This window comes from Streptomyces sp. STAM6 (genome assembly GCF_054963715.1).
Genome location: NZ_JBUEFZ010000061.1, coordinates 1 through 17,289 on the forward strand (window position 1 = coordinate 1; position 17,289 = coordinate 17,289).

Sequence of the window (17,289 nt, forward strand, 5' to 3'; positions counted from 1 at the left end):
GGAGCGGGAGGCCACCGCCCGCCGCCACCTCACCACGTACCGCGAGCTGGCCCGGACCGGGGACCGTGCCCTGCGCGGACCGCACCAGAGCGAGTGGCTCGCGCGACTCGACACCGAGCACGACAATCTGCGAGCCGCGCTGCGCACCGCGGTCGAGCTGGGGGAGGAGCAGGAGGCCCTGTGCCTGGTGCTGTCACTGAGCTGGTTCTGGCAGCTGCGCGGCCACCTCACCGACGCCCGCGCCTGGACCGCGGCGGCGGCGGGTCTCGGCCCCGACCCGTTCCTCCCGCCCGTCTCTCCGGCACCGCCCCTTCACGACCGGTGCACGGACGCCCCGCCGCCCTGGTCCGGCGACCATCTGGGGGAGGCCCGGCGCGGTGTGCGGCTGATGCTCTTCGCCAGTGACGGCGCCCATGGCGCGGCCGCCCTGGAGGATCCCGGGAACCAGGCCCACCTGAGGGCGATCGCCGAGGCCTACCGGCCCGGACTGCCGCAGAACAGCCGCCACCCGGGAGCCATGTGGTTCTACGTCCGCCTCATGCTGGGGGAGTTCGCCACCCTCGCCGAGGCCATGGGGGCGAGCGTGGCCTGCTGCCGGGAGTACGGCGACGACGGCGACCTCGGCCTCGCCCTGCTGATGCGGGCCAAGCTGCTCCACGACGGTGTCGGCGACGCCGACGAGGCCCTCTCCCGGTTCGAGGCAGCCGGCGACCACTGGGGCATGGCGGAATCCCTCTGCGCCCGCGGAGAGGCGCACGACCGGGCCGGCCGGTTCGCCGAAGCCATCCGGGACTTCGAACGCGCCGTCGAGACCGCCGAGGGGATGGGCGCCGACAGCCAGATGCCCCCGTTCCGGGCCCGGCTGGCATCCGTACGGCTGAGGACCGCGAGCGGCCCCGACGAGCGCGAGCGGGCCGAAGCCATGCTGCTCGCGGCCGCCGACGAGGCTGCCGAACACCATGTGGAGGCGGTCAACACCGCCCGTGTCCTCCTCGCCGAGCACTACGGCCGCACGGGCCGCACCACCCTTGCGCGGGAACAACTCCACGCGATCGAGGAGGAGTTCCCCCCGGGCGCCGCCGAGATGTTCAGCGGCATGGTCCTCGGTATGCAGGGCTGGCTCGACTGCCTGGACAAGGACCACGGACGTGCCCTGGCCCGTCTGGGCACGGCCGTGCGCCACCTGGAGACCCTCGCCTACCTCGTCGCGCCGCACCTGGTCCTCGGCCAGTTCCCGAGCGCCGCGTGGGCCATGGCCCACGCCGGTGATCCGCGCGAGGGCGTGCGGCTCTTGGGCGCATACGACCGCCACCTCGACGGCCCCGGCGCGGCGGGCTTCCGCCCGCTCACCGCGGAGAGCGAGGCGGAGATCCGCCGGCGCGCCGAGACCGAGCTGCGCGCCGTCCTCGAACCGGGCGCTTATGCCCGGGCCCATGCCGAGGGCCGGGCGCTCACGGTGAAGGAGGCCGCGGCCGTCATCGCGCGCCGAGTCCCCGAGGGCTCGTTCCGGACCTCCGGCCACCGACATGCTGTCGGTATCCCCGCGGCACCCCTCCCGCACCATCCGTGCCACCGAACCGGGTGCAGGGGATGCGATCGGGGTACCCGGCGACGACAATGACGACAGGACGAACAAGGAGGCGGCATGAACGCTGAGCCCGATTCGACCTCCCGGCGAGAGGGCGTCACGCCCGACAGGCTTCTGCACAGCGGCGCCGAAGGTGAATTCTCCGCGGAAGACCTGGTCCTCGCTTCAGGACGTGACGTCAACCCCAAGAATCTGGCCTGGGCCGAGCGCAAACTGGCCGAGAAGGGCAAGGCCGCCCTCGACGAACTCCTCCCCTGACCCTCGACCCACCGCGGAACCCGGGCCGTACGGTCCTGGGCCCACCACCGTACGGCCCGCTCATGCGGTCAGCGGCCGGCGCAGCGACGACCGGCCGCTGTCCCATGCCGCCAGGACCCGCTCCTCCCAGCGTCCGTCCAGCCAGACCGTGGCCCTGATCCCGAATGCCACATCGGCCGCCAGTCCGGGCTCCCGGGCCAGCAGATCGCCGAGCACGTCGCGCCGCATGACCTGCTCGTGCACGGCGTCCGCCTCGATGTGCTCGGTGAAGAACCGGACGCACCGCTCCTGGGCACCCAGCCGCTCCAGGGCTTTCGCCATGCGCCTGGCCCCCGGCGGGGACGTGACCTCCAGGACGGCGAAGTTGCCGGCCGCCGCCCCCCGCAGGCTCCGGTGCAGCCCGAACAGCGACATCACGTTCACCGTGGCGAGTGTCGTCGCGGGTGCGAGGTCCACGTAGCGGCCGTAGGACGGATCGAGCCCCGCGCCGGCCATCAGCTCGGCGAACAGCCGGGCGTGCACCCGCTCGCCCCGCCCGGCGCCGAACTCGTCGTACGCCACCGCCACCAGCGACGCCTTGGCCTGCCCCTCCAGCCGAGGAATCAGCCAGGCCTGCGGGTCGGACTCCTTGAGCTGGTAGAGCGAGCGGTGCACCAGGTACTCGCGCATGGTGTCCCAGTCGCCGGCGTCCATCAGCCGGTGCGACACCCCGTGACCGTCGACCGGCTCCACCAGCAGCGGCTCCAGCGCCGCTGTCACGTCGTCGCCGCCCCCGTCCGGGTTTCCCCCGCCGTCGCCGTCGCCGCCGACAGCGCTGTCACCGGCCACCGCCTCCCGCAGCGCGGCCAGAAACGCCTTCTCCATGGGGCCGCGCAGCCCGAGCAGGGCCGGATCCCACTCCCGGTCGTCGGCCACCCCCTCCAGGGCGCGGTAGTGCGGTTCGTACGCGAGGTAGAGCGCGAGCTGGAGGTCCTCGCCCAGCGGGTCGGCGGCGTCCACGACGACCTCGGGCGCGGGTGCGCCCCGCAGGGCCTCCCGTACCGCCGCGGAGAGCGGGCCCCGCGCCTCCGGCAGGGGCGCTGTCGTCGTCATGCGGTGCCGTCCTCCTCGCTCACGTCCGCCTGCTCCAGGGGCCGCAGCGCCGGGCCCTGCACCACCTTGCCGTCGACGTCGAAGCGCGACCCGTGGCAGGGGCACTCCCAGGCGCACTCCTCGTCGTTGAAGTGCACGATGCAGCCCAGGTGCGTACAGCGCGCGGACAACGCGTGGAGTTTCCCCGCCTCGTCCCGGTGGACCGCCAGACGCCGGCCCCCGATCCGCACCACCGCGCCGCCTCCCGGGTGGATGTCCTTCGTCGAGTCGGCATGCGCCCCCGGCACCCTGTCCCCGATGAAGTGACGGGCCACCTGCGCCTGCAGCCGCAGCATCGCGGGCGCCTCGCGCACCGGGTGCAGCCGCACCGGGTCGTACAGGCTCGTCCAGGCCGGCTCCCGGCCGCGGATCCGGGCCGCCAGCAGCGCACCCGCCATCACCCCGCCGCTCATGCCCCAGCCCGCGAAACCGGTGGCCACGTACGCGTGCCGGGCACCCGCGTGGAGGCGGCCCACATACGGCACCCGGTCGGTCGTCCAGTTGTCCTGCGTCGCCCACCGGTGGGTGAGCTCGACGCCGTCGAACCGCTCGTTCGCCCAGGAGGCGAGCTTCTCGAACCGCTCGCCCACCTCGCCCTCCTCCTCCGTGCCGGGTGTGAACTTCTCACCGGTCACGATCAGCAGCCGCTGCCCGTCGCCGCCGGGCGCCGTCCGCACCGACCGGGTGCCGCCCTCCGGCGTGAGGAAGGCCCCGCCCGGATCGAGCCCCGGCGGCAGCGGCCCGGCCACCACCAGCTCGCGCTTCGGCTCCAGCCGGGTGAACAGCAGCGCCCGGTCGAAGACCGGATAGTGCGTCGCGACCACGACGTCCCGCGCCCGGACCGCCTGCCCGCTGCTCGTGGTGACCTCGCACGGCGAGCCCTCCTGGAGACGCGTCACGCGGGTCCGCTCGAAGATCCGCCCGCCGAGCCGCTCCAGGTCGGCGGCGAGGGCCAGCAGGTACTTGCGCGGATGGAACTGGGCCTGGTTCTCGACCCGGACGGCGCCCGCCACCGGGAACGGCAGCGGCACCTCGGTGGTGTACGAGGCGGCGAGACCGGCCGTCCGGGCCGCCTCCGCCTCCTCCCGCAGCTCGTCCGTCCGCGCCGGGTCCTCCGTGTACGTGTACGCCGGGATCCGCTCCAGGTCGCAGTCGATGGCCAGCTCCTCGCAGACCTCCGCCACGTGGTCGACCGCGATCTGCTGGGAGTGCGCGTACAGCCGGGCGCCCCGGGCGCCGTGCACCCGGTGGATGTCCGCGTACGCCATCCCGTGCAGCGCCGACAGCTTCGCCGTGGTGTGGCCGGTCACCCCCGAGGCGATCCGGTCCGCCTCCAGCAGCACCACGGGGTGCCCCGCGCGGGCCACCTCCCAGGCGGTGCAGAGCCCCGCGATCCCGCCACCGACCACCACGACCTCGGTCTCCACCACGTCGTCCAGGGGCGGCCGGACGGGTCCCGGGGCGTACTCCATCCACAGGGAACCGGGACCGGACTGGTTGGTCATCGCTCACTCCCTCACGCGTTCACGCACCGTTTCGCCGGAGATGTCCGAGGTACCCGTTACGCATGCGACTACTCAGACCGCGCGGTGTGTACGCCCCCCGGGAGGACACCGAGCTGCTCGCCAGGGCCGTCCGCAGCGAACTGCGCACCCTGCGTCTCCAGCCGCACACCGAGGTGCTGGACGTGGGCACCGGGACCGGTGCACTGGCGCTGCTGGCGGCCGAGGCCGGGGCGGGCCGTGTGACCGCGGTCGACATCTCGTGGCGGGCCGTGCTCGCCGCGCGCTACAACGCCAGGCGCCTGGGGCTTCCCGTCGCCGTCCACCACGGCGACCTCACCGGGCCCGTCCACGGCCGGCGCTTCGATCTGATCCTGTCCAACCCGCCCTACGTACGCTCACCCCGCTCCGCACGCGGCGCGGGACGCAGCTGGAACGCGGGCGCCGACGGACGCCGCGTCCTCGACCGGCTCTGCCTCGACGCCCCCGCGCTGCTCGCCGACGGCGGGGTGCTGCTCCTCGTCCAGTCCGCGCTCAGCGGCGTGCACACCACACTCGACCAGCTCCACGACCGCGGCCTGCGCGCACGGGTCGAACTGCGCGGCACCATCCCGTTCGGTCCGGTCATGGAGCGCCACGCGGAGTGGCTGGAGCGGCACGGGGTGATACACCCGGGGGAGCGCAAGGAGGAACTGGTGGTGATCCGTGCCCATCGACCCTGAACGCGTCACCGTCGACCCCAACGGGCCGATGCTCCTGGACGGCCCCGTGGAGGTACGCCTGCCGGACGGCACGGTCGTGCGCTCCGACCGGTTCATGGTCGCCGTGTGCACGTGCCGCCGCAGCCGCCGCTACCCCTGGTGCGACACCAGTCACCGCCGCCGGTCCCGCACCGGTGACATCGGCCGTGATTGAAAAGCCGCGGGCTGCGCACCCGTATGCCATGACCCACCCGAACCCGGACCCGGACCGGGACAGGGTCCCGAACCCGGACCCGAACCCGGATCCCGATCCCTACCGCACCCCCGGTCTCGAAACCGGTGGCGGCGTGCCGCCCGGCGAGACACCGCCCGCGGAGGCCAGCACCTCCGGAGCCGGGCCGAGGGAAACGCACAACCCGCCGACCGGCTGGGCGAAGGCCCCGCTGGCCGTGATCCTGCTGATCGTGATCCTGGTGGCGGCTCTGTTCGCCGTCATGGCCGTCATGATCGCCATCTGACCCGTGAGAACGCCGGACAGACAGACCCGAAGGAGGTCGGGCATGACAACCGCACGTCAGCTGATGACCAAGGGCGTCGACTGCGTGGGCGAGGGCGACACCGTCCTGCAGGCCGCGGAGATGATGCAGCAGCTCGGTGTCGGCGCGATGCCGATCTGCGGCTCCGACGACAAGCTCAAGGGCATGCTGACCGACCGCGACATCGTGGTGAAGGCGCTCGGGGTGGGCAAGGACCCGGCCGCCACCACGGCCGGTGACCTGGCCCAGGGCGAAGTCGTGTACGTCGACGCGGACGACGACGCGCAGCTGGTGCTGCGCAAGATGAGCGAGCACAAGATACGCCGCCTCCCGGTGATCGAGAACCACCGGCTCGTCGGCATGATCGCGCAGGCCGACGTGGCGCGTGCCCTTCCGGACCCCCAGGTCGGTGACCTGCTGGAGGCGCTCTCCACCGATTGACCGGCGCGCCGAACGGCCCCACGGGGCGGCCCGCACGGGCGGCCCGGTGGGGCCGTCCTCCGCCCCGCCCGCTGGGGCCGTCCTCCGCCCCGCCCGCACGGGGACGGCCGCGATGGGATACGACTTGCTGCCGGAAGCAGTCATCCACGTCACCGGAGGCAGCACATGTCACGTCCCGTCACCCTGGTCACCGGCGGCAGCCGCGGCATCGGCGCGGCGACCTGTGTCCGTCTCGCCGCCGACGGGCACGACGTGGCCCTGGGCTACGTCGCCAACCGCGCGGCCGCGGAAGAGGTCGCCACCGCCGTACGCGCCGCGGGCGCGCGCTGCGTCACCGTCCAGGCGGACACCTCCCACGAACCCGACGTGGAGCGGCTGTTCGACACCGCGACGGCGCAACTCGGCCCGGTCACCGGCCTGGTGAACAACGCCGGGGTCACCGGTCCGCTCGGCCGCCTCGCCGACGCCTCCACCGAGAACCTGCGGCGCGTCGTCGAAGTGAACCTCCTCGGCTATCTGCTGTGCTGCCGCCGGGCCGCCCGGGACATGACGGCCCGTGGTTCCGGCGCCATCGTCAACATCTCCTCCGCGGCCGCCACCCTCGGCAGCCCGGGCGAATACGTGCACTACGCCGCGACCAAGGCGGCCACCGACGCACTGACCATCGGCCTGTCCAAGGAGCTCGGCCCGGACGGCATCAGGGTCAACGCCGTCGCGCCGGGGGTCATCCACACCGAGATGCACGCCGCCATGGGCGACCCGGACCGCCCGGCCAAGTCCGCCGCCACCACCCCGCTCCGCCGGGCCGGCGAACCGGACGAGATCGCCGCGGCGGTCTCCTGGCTCCTCTCGCCCGACGCCTCGTACACCACGGGCACCGTGCTGAGGGTCTCCGGCGGCCGGTAGGCCCACAATCGGCGGTGGTGCGACGCCGGGCCGGCGGCGGTCCGCCCGGCCCGGCCACGGGCCTTCCACATTCCTGTAACGCGTTCTACCGTGTCCGCGCGCCGCCGAGAGGAAGCCACCCCGGACGCCTGGAGGGCCCGTGCACCTCGAATACACGCCGGAACAGCAGCGGTTGCGCAGCGAGCTGCGCGCCTACTTCGCCCGGCTCGTCCCCGACAACGCCCACGCCCGCTACGCCGACCCCGCCGCCCAGAAGCGCTTCTACCGCGAGACCGTCCGCCGCCTGGGCACGGACGGCTGGCTCGGGGTCGGCTGGCCGGAGGAGTACGGCGGCCGCGGCCTGACGCCCATGGAGCAGTTCATCTTCTTCGACGAGGCCGCCCAGGCCGGCGTACCGCTGCCCCTCATGGCACTCAACACCGTGGGCCCCACGATCATGCGGTTCGGCACCGCGGAACAGAAGGCGTACTTCCTGCCCCGGATCCTCTCCGGAGAGATCGACTTCGCCATCGGCTACAGCGAACCCGACGCCGGTACCGACCTCGCCGCCCTCAAGACCCGGGCCGTCCGCGAGGGTGACGAGGCCACCGGGCGCTACACGGTCAACGGGCAGAAGATATGGACCACCAACGGCGACACCGCCGACTGGGTCTGGCTCGCCGTACGCACCGACCCCGACGCCCCGCCGCACAAGGGCATCACCATGCTGCTCGTGCCGACCTCCGACCCGGGCTACTCCTGCACCCTGATCAAGACGCTCGCCTCGCACGACACGACCGCCAGCTACTACGAGAACATCCGCGTCCCCGCGTCCCGCCGCGTCGGCGACGAGAACAAGGGCTGGCAACTGATCACCAACCAGCTCAACCACGAACGCGTGACCCTCGCGGCCCACGGCACCATGGCCATCCGGGCCCTCCACAACGTGCAGCGCTGGGCCGCCGACACCAAGCTCACCGACGGGCGCCGCGTCATCGACCTCGGCTGGGTCAGGAAGCGCCTCGCCCGCACCCACATGAAGCTCGACGCGATGAAACTCCTCAACTGGCGGATGGTGAACGCCGTGCAGACCGGCACCCTCACCCCGCAGGACGCCTCCGCCGTCAAGGTCTACGGCTCGGAGACCCGCCGCGACGCCTACGCCTGGCTGATGGAGGTCGTCGGCGCGGCGGGCCCACTCAAGGAGGGCTCGGCGGGCGCCGTCCTCCACGGCGAGCTGGAACGCGGCTACCGCTCCGCGGTCATCTTCACCTTCGGCGGCGGCAACAACGAGATCCAGCGCGAAATCATCTCCTGGATCGGCCTCGGCATGCCGCGCGTACGGAGGTGACCGGCTGTGACAAAGCACCCCGCCGGCGCGCTGCTGCCGGCGCCGAGCTGTCGGGTCCGCCCGTTCCTGATCGCAGGCCCGGCCGGCAGGGCCGCCCGCTGACGGTGGGACCGGTTGCGGTTTCCCTCAAGCGCGGCCGCGGTGGCAAGTGGCCTGGTTGGACCGACGAGCGGGCGCCGGCCCGTCTGGCGCTCGGTCTCCGTCACCCGCCGGTGAAGCCGGGGAACACGCACCCGCGGGTCGGCGGCGCAGGCCGTTGTCAGTGGTGAGCGGCAGGATGGATGCGATCGCTGATTCGGGCTCATCATGAGGGGTTCCCATGTCCGTTGCCGTATCCGACGCCGCGTCCGTCCGCTTCCCCACCGGCTGGTGCGCCACCGACCTGGGCCGGTTCCGACCCTGCGACTCCACCTACGAGGTCTACCCCTTGGACAGCCTGCCGCCGCTGGACGCCGTGGGACTCGACGGCGGGTTCCGGTGGATGGGCGGTGGGAGTACCGGGCCGTCGGAGCACGCGGCACACCTGGCGGCCCTCGAACGGGAGCTGGCGGCGGTCGGCCTCGCGATGCCTTCGGACTTCGCCGCGTTCTACAGCAGCGAGCGACTCTGCCACGCCTTCGACGACGTGTCGGTGACGGCCTGTTGGACCGATCTGTCCGCAGCGCTGCGCAGCCCGGCCGAGGAGGGCGCCCGTCTCGTGCGGTTCATGCGGGACCAGCAGGACTGCGTCATCTGGTACCTGTACCTGCGACCCTCGGGGGAGACGTTCGTGGTGTGCTCGCACTTGGAGCTGGAGTCCGCCGAGTCCTGGTCGGCCGGGGAGCGGGCGGACGAGTTCCGGGAAGCCGCCGCCGGCTCGCTGATACGGTGCGCCGATTCCTTCGAGGAGTTCGCGTACCGCTTCATCGTGGAGAACGAGCTGTGGATGCGGCTCAACTCCGCCGGCACGGAAGGGCCACTCGCTCCCCACCTTCAGGCATACGCCGATCACTACGCGGCCGCGGTCGCCTGACCCGGCAGCAGGCGGTCACGCGACCGGTGCGGAGCGGTTGAGGGGAAGGTGATGATGGCGGCGGCATGCGGTCCCGCAGGTCATCTCGCGGTGCCCGTATGCGTCAGGCGCCGTAGCACATGGCCGGCCGGAGAAGACCGTGAGACCGTCATGACCGCGAGGTAACACGCCCTAGGCGCGTGGCGTGTACGGATGTGCCAACAAGCTCTCCTCCGGTGCAGGGAATGACCGGCTGACACCGTGACCAGCGGATACGTATGCCAACCAGCAGTCCTGGTCATACCGGCGACGGGCACCGTGCCGCGGTCCGCAGCCACGCTCGGGGCCGCCCGTCAGGCCGGGAGCAGACGGCCGATCACCGTGTTGAGCTGGTGGACGTTGCGGCACTCGTGCATCGCGACGAGCTCCGCGTAGGCGAGGGCGGCCGAGTCGCCGGTCGGCCACAGCTCGCGGCGTTCCGGGTTGAGCCAGTGGACCTGGCGGGTCCGTTCCACGATGTGCCGCAGCGCCGGGAGATGGGGATCGCTCAGATTCGTCCGGGCGTCGCCGAGGACGAAGACGGTGCAGCGCGGTCCGAGCGCGTCGGCGTACCGTTCGCCGAACTCGGCGAGCGCCGAACCGTAGTCACTGTGCCCGTGCCAGCCGGTCACCGCGGCGTCCGAGAGGATGCGGGCGCCGAGGCCCTGCGGGTCGGCCGCTCCCCGGTCGAGCAGGTCCGTCACCTCGTCGACACGGTTGACGAAGGCGAACACCCGTACCTTGCTGAACTGGTCGTGCAGCGCCTGCACCAGCAGCATCGTGAAGTCAGCGAAGCCCGCGACCGACCCGGACACGTCGCACAGCAGCACGAGTTCCGGGCGACCGGGACGGCGGCGCCGGAGCACCGGACGCATGGGCACGCCGCCCGTGGACAGCGAGGCGCGCAGGGTGCGGCGCACGTCGATCCGGCCCCGCGCCGCCCGTCTGCGGCGGGCCGCGAGCCGGGTGGCCAGCTTGCGCGCCAGCGGCGCGACGGTCCGGCGGAGCTCTGCGAGTTGCTCGCGCCCCGCGAGCAGGAAGTCGACCCGGTCCGCGGTCGGCGCGAGCCCCCTGCGTGCGATCCGGTCGGTGCCGCGACGCGCGGCGGCCCGCCGCCGCGCCTCGGTCCGCACGCGCTCCCGGAAGCCGTCGATCCGGCGCCGGATCTCGTCGTCGACGAGCCGGTCGGTGAACTCCGGGCCCTCCGCGCCCTCGCGGACCGCCGCGCGGACCCGCGCCAGCAGCGTCTCCGGCCGCAGCCGGGCCAGCGTCTGGTACGCCGACCAGCCGTCCGAGGCGGGGGACTCGCCGTATCCGCCGAGGCCGTCCACCGCCTCGCCGGCCAGAAGCCCCAGGAGCGCCTGGTCGCCGTCGGCGAGCGCCGCGGCCAGCCGCTCGCGCAGCGCGGCCGTGTCGAAGTCCTCGGGCGGGCGCGTCGTCTCCGGCACCCCGGTGCCGCCGGGGAAGTACAGGTCGAAGACCGGGTCGAACACCGCCCGCTGCCCCTGGTGGTGGAGGAGCGCCGAGGCCAGCCCTTCCCTCAGGTGCTCCCGGTCCGCCAGCCCCAGGACGTCCAGCGCCCGGGCCGCGTCCACGGTCTCGCCGGTGCCGATCCGCACCCCGTGGTCGCGCAGGGCCCTGACGAGCCCGGTCAGCCGGTCCGCGACCCCGCCCCCGGGCGGCACCGTGCTCACACGGCGTCCAGGTCCAGCTTGGCGGCCGCCTTGAGCAGGTCGTCCTGATGCTTGAGGAGCACACCGAGGGTGTCCCGCACGACGGTCTCGTCGAGCGTGTGGGCGCCGAGGGCGAGGAGCGTGCGCGCCCAGTCGACGGTCTCCGCCACGGACGGCACCTTCCGCAGGTCCATCGCGCGCAGCGCGCCGACCACCCGCACCACCGAGCGGGCCAGTGCCTCGTCCAGCCCGGGCACCTTCATACGGACGACATCGCGCTCCAGCTCCTCGTCGGGGAAGCCGATGTGGAGAAAGAGACAGCGCCGCCGCAGCGCCTCCGACAGCTCCCGGCCGGCGTTCGAGGTGAGCACCACGAACGGGCGCCGTGACGCGCTGATCGTGCCCAGTTCCGGCACCGTGACCTGGAAGTCGCTGAGCACCTCCAGCAGCAGCCCCTCGAACTCGGCGTCGGCCTTGTCGGTCTCGTCGACGAGCAGCACGGCCGGCTCCTCCCCGCGTATGGCGGTCAGGAGCGGACGGGAGAGGAGGAACTCCTCGCCGAAGATGTCCGTGCGCGTCTCGTCCCAGGACTCCTGCCGGCCGGCCGTGATCCGCAGCAGCTGCTTGGCGTGGTTCCACTCGTACAGGGCGCGCGACTCGTCGACGCCCTCGTAGCACTGCAGCCGGATCAGCCGTGCTCCCGCCACGGCGGCCACGGCCTTGGCCAGCTCCGTCTTGCCGACTCCTGCGGGGCCCTCGACCAGCAGGGGTTTGCCGAGCCGGTCGGCCAGGAAGACGCTGGTGGCGACGGCGGGGGAGGCGAGATACCCCGTTTCCGCGAGTCGCGCCGCGACCTCGTCGACCGAGGTGAAGTACCCGGTGGTCGCGGTGTCCCGGTCGGCTCGCGCGGCGCCCGGCCCGGTGTCTCGGTGCGTCGGCAACATGCCTCCAGCCCTGCGGAGCGATGTGATGGCCCCTGTACTCGACCAGTCGCGGGAGGCGGCCACAACGGTCCGGCACCGTTTGAGTCGAAGATCACGGCACGGCGGAGCCCCGGGCCACGGCGGACCGCACGCCTACAGTGGAGGCGGCGAACCGGTCACCGTGTCGAGAGGATCCGCACGATGGGCAGGAACGACAGCGACCCCGGCCTCTTCGGTCCCGACTCCGTGACCTGGCAGCTGCACAGCGACCCGATGATGTGGATCGCCGGCGTGCGGGCGCTGTTCCTCCAGGCGCTGCATCCGGAGGCCGTTCGCGGCGTCATGATCAACAGCAGCTTCATGACGGACGCCTGGGGCCGGCTGATGCGCACCGCGAGCTTCGTCGGCACCGTCACCTACGGCACCACCGAGGCCGCCGAGGAGGCCGGAGCCCGCGTTCGCCGGATCCACCGGCGTCTCGGCGTGGACGACCCCGAGCTGCTGCTGTGGGTCCACTGCGCCGAGATCGACTCGTATCTGCACATCGCCCGCCGCTCGGGCCTCCCGCTCAGCGACGCCCAGGCCGACCGCTACGTCGACGAACACCGCGAAAGCGCCCGCATGGTCGGCCTCGACCCCGCCCGCGTGCCCGCGTCGGCCGCCGTACTCGCCGCGTACTTCGAGCGGATACGACCCGCCCTGCGGGCCGGCGACGACGCCCGCACGGTCGACTCCTTCCTGCGCCGGCCGCCGGTGCCGCCCGCGCTCGTGCCCGCCCGCGCGGTCCTGTGGAGGAAGGCCGCCCGGCTCGCGTACCGCTCCCTCCCGCCGTACGCGCACGAGCTCTACGGCACCCCCGCGCCGGACCCCGGCACCGTCACCCGTCAGCTCACCGCGACCGGCAACCTGCTGCGCTGCATTCCCTCCCGTATCCGCTGGCAACTCCCGCCACGCCACATCCTCAAAGCCATGGAGAGACTCGGCCCCGACACCCGTCCGGCCCCGTACACACTCCCCAGACGGGCCGCCATACTGGACGGGCCGGGGAGGGCGCAGCGAATCGACGGGGGCGACAGCACGCGATGGGGGACATCAGGCTGATCCAAAACCGCTACCGGCTGGACGAGGTCATCGGGCGCGGCGGCATGGGCGAGGTGTGGCGCGCCACGGACGAGTCGCTGGGACGGCGGGTCGCGGTCAAGTGCCTCAAACCACTGGGGCCGCAGCACGAACAGAACTTCGTCCGGGTGCTGCGCGAGCGGTTCCGCCGCGAGGCCCGGGTGGCGGCCGCGCTCCAGCATCGCGGAGTCACCGTCGTGCACGACTTCGGAGAGTCGGACGGTGTGCTCTATCTGGTCATGGAGCTCCTCGAAGGGCGCAATCTGAGCCAGCTCCTGGAGGACAACAAACACCATCCGCTGCCGGTGCGGGACGTCGTGGACATCGCCGAGCAGGTCGCCGACGCGCTCGCCTACACCCACCGCCAGGGCATCGTGCACCGCGATCTCAAGCCCGCCAACATCATGCGGCTCTCCGACGGAGCGGTGAAGATCTGCGACTTCGGCATCGCCCGTCTCGGGGAGGACATCGGCTTCACCTCCCGCCTCACGGGCACCGGCATCGCCATGGGAACACCGCACTACATGTCGCCCGAACAGATCAGCGGCGGCCATGTCGACCACCGCAGCGACCTGTACTCGCTGGGCTGCGTGCTGTACGAGATCGCCACCGGAGTGCCCCCGTTCGACCTCGACGACGCCTGGGCCGTCCTCGTCGGTCACCGCGACACGCCGCCCGAGCCGCTGCGCAACCACCGGGCCGAACTCCCCGCGTTCTTCGAGCGGATCGTCCTCGACCTGCTCGCCAAGACCCCCGAGGGCCGCCCCACCGACGCCGGCGACCTGCGACGCCGTATCACCGGCGCCCGCTCGGTCCCCGCCCTGCACATGTCCCTCGCCATCCACCAGCCGCACGCGCGCGAACCACGACTGCCGTCCTGGACGAGGGGCATGACCACCGGTCACAAGGCCGTCGGTACCACCACCCTGCGCACCACCCCGGTCGACCCCAGCGCGGGACTCACCGGCGAATGGACCGCGCCTGCCGGTCCGCGCGGCACCGTCCGGGCCGTCCCCTCCCGCCCCGAGCGCCCGACCCCGACGCCCGAACTGCTGGCCGTGCTCGCCGGCCGGCACAACGCGGGCCTGAGCCTCGCCCGGCTCGGCCGCTGGGAGGAGGCGGGGGAGGTGCACCGGGCGGTGGCCGCCGAGCGCGAGCACGCCCTGGGCCCCGACCACCCCGACACCCTCACCAGCCGCTACGAGATCGGCTTCACGCTGAGCCGCACCGGCCGCGCCGCCGACGCGCTCCGCGAGTTCGGCCGGGTCGCCGAGGGGCGCGAACATGCCCTCGGCCCGGAGCACCCCGACACCCTCGCGGCCCGCCAGGAGATGGCCTACGTCCTGGGCCGGCTCGGCCGGCACTTCGAGGCCCACCAGGTGTACGCCGAGGTGCTCGCCGCACGCGTGCGCACCATGGGCCCCGACCACCCCGACACCCTGCGCTGCCGCCACAACCTCGCGTACAACCTCAGCCGGCTCGGCCGGCTGGAGGAGTCGTACCGCATGGCGGCCGACGTCGCCGCCGCCCGCGCCCGGCTGCTCGGGCCGGAGCACCCGGACACCCTGGCCACGCAGTACGAAGTGGCCTACACGCTGGGGCAGCTGGGCCGCTGGACCGAGGCCCTGCACACCTACCGGGACGTGGCCGTGGCCCGCACACGCGCCCTCGGCCCGGAGCACCCCGACACGCTCGCCGCCCGCTACGAGGTCGGCATCAGCCTCGGCCGGCTCGGCCGCAGCCACGAGGCGCTGGAGCTCTACCGGGATCTGGTCGACGCCCGGACACGCGTGCACGGTCCCGACGACCCCGAGACCCTGCGCGCCCGGCACGGCCTCGGCGTCAATCTCGGCCGGCTCGCCCGCTGGCAGGAGGCCCTCGCCGAGTCACGGGAGGTGTGCGCGATCCGCGAACGGGTCCTCGGCCCGGACCACCCCGACACCCTCGTCAGCTGCCGCGAGGTGGCCGTCGGCCTCGGCTGGCTGGGCCGCTGGCGGGAGGCCCTCGCCGTCTACCAGCGGGTCGCCGGGGCGCGCGACCGGGTCCTCGGCGCCGACCATCCCGATGCCCTCGCGAGCCGCAACGACGAGGCGCACTGTCTGGAACAGCTCGGCCGGCACGCCGAGGCCGTCGAGCTGTACCGCCGGGTGGCCGCACTGCGCCAGCAGCGCGGCATGCACGGCCGCTGACCTCTGGATCACCCGTCGGCGGCCGTGCTACCAAGAGCCATGACCGCACAGCGCTCGTACGACGCCGTCATCGTCGGCGGCGGCCACAACGGACTGGTGGCCGCCGCCTACCTCGCCCGCGCCGGACGCACCGTCCTCGTCCTGGAACGGCTGGGCACCACCGGCGGGGCCGCCGTCTCCACCCGGCCCTTCGCCGGGGTCGACGCCCGGCTCTCGCGCTACTCCTACCTGGTGTCCCTGCTGCCGCCGAAGATCGTGCGCGAACTGGGGCTGCGGTTCACCGTCCGCAAGCGCACCATTTCCTCGTACACCCCCGTCGAACGCGCCGGCCGGCCCGGCGGCCTCCTCGTGGGTGGCGGCGGCACCCGTGCGTCCTTCGCCGCGCTGACCGGCTCCGACGCCGAGTACACCGCCTGGCAGCGGTTCTACGCGATGACCGGCCGGGTCGCCGAGCGGGTCTTCCCCACCCTCACCGAGCCGCTGGAGGACCGCGCCGCCCTGCGCGCCCGGATCGCCGACGACGCGGCGTGGCGGATGCTGTTCGAGGAGCCCATCGGCGTCGCGATCGAGGAGCACTTCCAGGACGACCTCGTCCGCGGGGTGGTCCTCACCGACGCGCTCATCGGAACCTTTGCCGACGCCCACGACCCCTCCCTGCTCCAGAACCGGTGCTTCCTCTACCACGTGATCGGCGGCGGAACGGGCGACTGGGACGTGCCGGTCGGCGGCATGGGCGCCCTCACCGGCGCCCTGGCCGACGCGGCCCGGACCGCGGGCGCCGAGATCGTCACCGGTCACGAGGCCACCCGCATCGACACCGACGGCCGCACGGCGGAGGTCGCCTTCCGCACCGAGGACGAGGAGGGGACCGTCACGGCCCGGCACGTCCTTGTCGGGGCCTCGCCCCAGGCGCTCGCCGCCCTGCTCGGCGAACAGCCCCCGCCACCTGCCGAAGGGGCCCAGCTCAAGGTGAACATGCTGCTCACCAGGCTGCCCAGACTGCGCGACCGCTCGGTGAACCCGCGCGACGCGTTCGCCGGCACGTTCCACATCTCGGAGGGGTACGGGCAGCTCGCGACCGCGTACGCCGAGGCGGCCACCGGCCGGCTGCCCGGCGCCCCGCCCTCCGAGATCTACTGCCACTCACTGACCGACCCGTCGATCCTCGGACCCGAGCTGGCGGCGACCGGCCACCAGACGCTCACCCTCTTCGGGCTGCACACCCCGGCCCGGCTGTTCGCCGCGGACAACGACGCCACCCGCGCGGCCCTCCTCAAGGCCACGCTCGCCGAGCTGGACGCCCACCTGGAGGAGCCGATCACGGACTGTCTCGCGCTCGACGCCGACGGACGCCCGTGCATCGAGGCGAAAACCCCGCTCGACCTCGAACGGGACCTGAGGCTGCCCGGCGGGCACATCTTCCACCGCGACCTCGCCTTCCCCCACGCCACGGAGGACACCGGCCGCTGGGGCGTGGAGACCCGCCACGCCAATGTGCTGCTGTGCGGGGCGGGCGCGGTCCGCGGCGGCGGCGTCAGCGGCGTTCCCGGGCACAACGCGGCGATGGCGGCGCTGGGCCGCTGACGCGCGGACGGCGCCACCGGACACGCCGTGGCCCGGCTCCGGACCGCGGTGTCCGGAACCGGGCCGGGCGCGGAACGCGCGGACCGTCAGGTCCTGGGCGGTTCCTGGTTCGGATCGCGTCCGAACTCGTCCCGCAGCTTCTCCTGGCCGGTGTCGACCTGGCCGCTGTACTTGCCCCGGGTCTTGTCGTCGATCGCGTCGCCGCCCTTGTCGATGCCCTTGCCGGCCTGTTCCTCGCGGCCCCTGAGCATGTGCTTGAGCTTGTCCATCACGGACATAGGGTCGTCCTCCTCGCAGAGATCCCCCGCCCCTCAGTCTCACCGCCGGACGGGGGATCCGCATCCCCGGGCGTGCCCAGGGCGTTTCCTCCGGGATCGT

General features: G+C 73.1%; 17 protein-coding genes. 12 read left to right on the forward strand and 5 right to left on the reverse strand.

The window, feature by feature from the left end; all coding sequences use genetic code 11:
* Together ACY34K_RS33015 and ACY34K_RS33020 are read left to right on the forward strand one after the other, a co-directional pair.
* The coding region (locus ACY34K_RS33015; RefSeq protein ID WP_462753810.1) for a tetratricopeptide repeat protein at positions 1-1,621 on the forward strand (1,621 nt) is incomplete at its 5' end.
* Between the two features lie 24 nt (positions 1,622-1,645).
* Entirely contained in the window at positions 1,646-1,846 is a 201-nt protein-coding gene (locus tag ACY34K_RS33020; RefSeq protein WP_462753812.1) for a hypothetical protein, read from the forward strand.
* A 60-nt stretch (positions 1,847-1,906) separates the two neighbouring features.
* Here ACY34K_RS33020 and ACY34K_RS33025 read toward each other — a convergent pair whose 3' ends face one another.
* Positions 1,907-2,938: an iron-containing redox enzyme family protein gene (locus ACY34K_RS33025; RefSeq protein ID WP_462753814.1), complete on the reverse strand. Its 1,032-nt coding sequence runs from the start codon at positions 2,936-2,938 to the stop codon at positions 1,907-1,909.
* Positions 2,935-4,482, reverse strand: coding sequence for an FAD-dependent oxidoreductase (locus ACY34K_RS33030; RefSeq protein WP_462753815.1), 1,548 nt, complete (start codon positions 4,480-4,482; stop codon positions 2,935-2,937). Before ACY34K_RS33030 ends, ACY34K_RS33025 begins: the two co-directional genes overlap by 4 nt.
* 62 nt (positions 4,483-4,544) lie before the next feature.
* Here ACY34K_RS33030 and ACY34K_RS33035 point away from each other — a divergent pair, with 62 nt between their 5' ends.
* The 7 genes from ACY34K_RS33035 (at position 4,545) to ACY34K_RS33065 (ending at position 9,405) form a co-directional block, all read left to right on the forward strand.
* Entirely contained in the window at positions 4,545-5,201 is a 657-nt protein-coding gene (locus ACY34K_RS33035; RefSeq protein WP_462753817.1) for a HemK2/MTQ2 family protein methyltransferase, read from the forward strand.
* 28 nt (positions 5,202-5,229) lie between these two features.
* Complete coding sequence (locus tag ACY34K_RS33040) at positions 5,230-5,394, forward strand: CDGSH iron-sulfur domain-containing protein (protein ID WP_462753838.1); 165 nt, start codon at positions 5,230-5,232, stop codon at positions 5,392-5,394.
* A 28-nt stretch (positions 5,395-5,422) separates the two neighbouring features.
* A complete protein-coding gene (locus ACY34K_RS33045; protein ID WP_462753819.1) occupies positions 5,423-5,698 on the forward strand; it encodes a DUF6480 family protein in 276 nt (91 codons plus the stop codon).
* A 42-nt stretch (positions 5,699-5,740) separates the two neighbouring features.
* Positions 5,741-6,157, forward strand: a complete 417-nt coding sequence (locus ACY34K_RS33050; RefSeq protein WP_462753821.1) for a CBS domain-containing protein — start codon at positions 5,741-5,743, stop codon at positions 6,155-6,157.
* Positions 6,158-6,322: 165 nt separating this feature from the next.
* Positions 6,323-7,063, forward strand: a complete 741-nt coding sequence (locus ACY34K_RS33055; RefSeq protein WP_462753823.1) for an SDR family oxidoreductase — start codon at positions 6,323-6,325, stop codon at positions 7,061-7,063.
* A 139-nt stretch (positions 7,064-7,202) separates the two neighbouring features.
* Positions 7,203-8,393, forward strand: a complete 1,191-nt coding sequence (locus tag ACY34K_RS33060) for an acyl-CoA dehydrogenase family protein (protein WP_462753825.1) — start codon at positions 7,203-7,205, stop codon at positions 8,391-8,393.
* Between the two features lie 319 nt (positions 8,394-8,712).
* Entirely contained in the window at positions 8,713-9,405 is a 693-nt protein-coding gene (locus tag ACY34K_RS33065; RefSeq protein WP_462753827.1) for a hypothetical protein, read from the forward strand.
* 332 nt (positions 9,406-9,737) lie between these two features.
* Here the strand turns inward: ACY34K_RS33065 and ACY34K_RS33070 are convergent, their stop codons facing one another.
* Positions 9,738-11,108: a vWA domain-containing protein gene (locus ACY34K_RS33070; RefSeq protein ID WP_462753840.1), complete on the reverse strand. Its 1,371-nt coding sequence runs from the start codon at positions 11,106-11,108 to the stop codon at positions 9,738-9,740.
* A 5-nt stretch (positions 11,109-11,113) separates the two neighbouring features.
* Positions 11,114-12,040 carry an AAA family ATPase gene (locus tag ACY34K_RS33075; RefSeq protein ID WP_462753829.1) on the reverse strand — a complete coding sequence of 309 codons (927 nt, stop codon included), beginning with the start codon at positions 12,038-12,040 and terminating at the stop codon, positions 11,114-11,116.
* A 180-nt stretch (positions 12,041-12,220) separates the two neighbouring features.
* On the opposite strand from ACY34K_RS33075, the gene ACY34K_RS33080 reads away from it, so the two are divergent.
* From ACY34K_RS33080 to ACY34K_RS33090, 3 genes are read left to right on the forward strand one after another with little or no spacing between them, the layout of a single operon-like run.
* Positions 12,221-13,120 carry an oxygenase MpaB family protein gene (locus tag ACY34K_RS33080; protein WP_462753831.1) on the forward strand — a complete coding sequence of 300 codons (900 nt, stop codon included), beginning with the start codon at positions 12,221-12,223 and terminating at the stop codon, positions 13,118-13,120.
* Complete coding sequence (locus ACY34K_RS33085; RefSeq protein WP_462753833.1) at positions 13,102-15,327, forward strand: serine/threonine-protein kinase; 2,226 nt, start codon at positions 13,102-13,104, stop codon at positions 15,325-15,327. The genes ACY34K_RS33080 and ACY34K_RS33085 overlap by 19 nt, the downstream gene beginning before the upstream one ends.
* 39 nt (positions 15,328-15,366) lie before the next feature.
* Positions 15,367-16,911, forward strand: coding sequence for a phytoene desaturase family protein (locus ACY34K_RS33090; RefSeq protein ID WP_462753834.1), 1,545 nt, complete (start codon positions 15,367-15,369; stop codon positions 16,909-16,911).
* Between the two features lie 86 nt (positions 16,912-16,997).
* On the opposite strand, the gene ACY34K_RS33095 is transcribed toward ACY34K_RS33090, so the two are convergent.
* Positions 16,998-17,189, reverse strand: coding sequence for an antitoxin (locus ACY34K_RS33095; RefSeq protein WP_462753836.1), 192 nt, complete (start codon positions 17,187-17,189; stop codon positions 16,998-17,000).
* Between the last annotated feature and the right edge of the window lie 100 nt (positions 17,190-17,289).

Coding starts and splice junctions, on each gene's coding strand:
- ACY34K_RS33085 (WP_462753833.1), top strand. CDS start 13,102: ATGGGGGACATCAGGCTGATCCAAAACCGCTACCGGCTGGACGAGGTC.
- ACY34K_RS33065 (WP_462753827.1), top strand. CDS start 8,713: ATGTCCGTTGCCGTATCCGACGCCGCGTCCGTCCGCTTCCCCACCGGC.
- ACY34K_RS33025 (WP_462753814.1), bottom strand. CDS start 2,938: ATGACGACGACAGCGCCCCTGCCGGAGGCGCGGGGCCCGCTCTCCGCG.
- ACY34K_RS33055 (WP_462753823.1), top strand. CDS start 6,323: ATGTCACGTCCCGTCACCCTGGTCACCGGCGGCAGCCGCGGCATCGGC.
- ACY34K_RS33030 (WP_462753815.1), bottom strand. CDS start 4,482: ATGACCAACCAGTCCGGTCCCGGTTCCCTGTGGATGGAGTACGCCCCG.
- ACY34K_RS33090 (WP_462753834.1), top strand. CDS start 15,367: ATGACCGCACAGCGCTCGTACGACGCCGTCATCGTCGGCGGCGGCCAC.
- ACY34K_RS33075 (WP_462753829.1), bottom strand. CDS start 12,040: ATGTTGCCGACGCACCGAGACACCGGGCCGGGCGCCGCGCGAGCCGAC.
- ACY34K_RS33035 (WP_462753817.1), top strand. CDS start 4,545: ATGCGACTACTCAGACCGCGCGGTGTGTACGCCCCCCGGGAGGACACC.
- ACY34K_RS33050 (WP_462753821.1), top strand. CDS start 5,741: ATGACAACCGCACGTCAGCTGATGACCAAGGGCGTCGACTGCGTGGGC.
- ACY34K_RS33045 (WP_462753819.1), top strand. CDS start 5,423: ATGACCCACCCGAACCCGGACCCGGACCGGGACAGGGTCCCGAACCCG.
- ACY34K_RS33095 (WP_462753836.1), bottom strand. CDS start 17,189: ATGTCCGTGATGGACAAGCTCAAGCACATGCTCAGGGGCCGCGAGGAA.
- ACY34K_RS33040 (WP_462753838.1), top strand. CDS start 5,230: ATGCTCCTGGACGGCCCCGTGGAGGTACGCCTGCCGGACGGCACGGTC.
- ACY34K_RS33080 (WP_462753831.1), top strand. CDS start 12,221: ATGGGCAGGAACGACAGCGACCCCGGCCTCTTCGGTCCCGACTCCGTG.
- ACY34K_RS33020 (WP_462753812.1), top strand. CDS start 1,646: ATGAACGCTGAGCCCGATTCGACCTCCCGGCGAGAGGGCGTCACGCCC.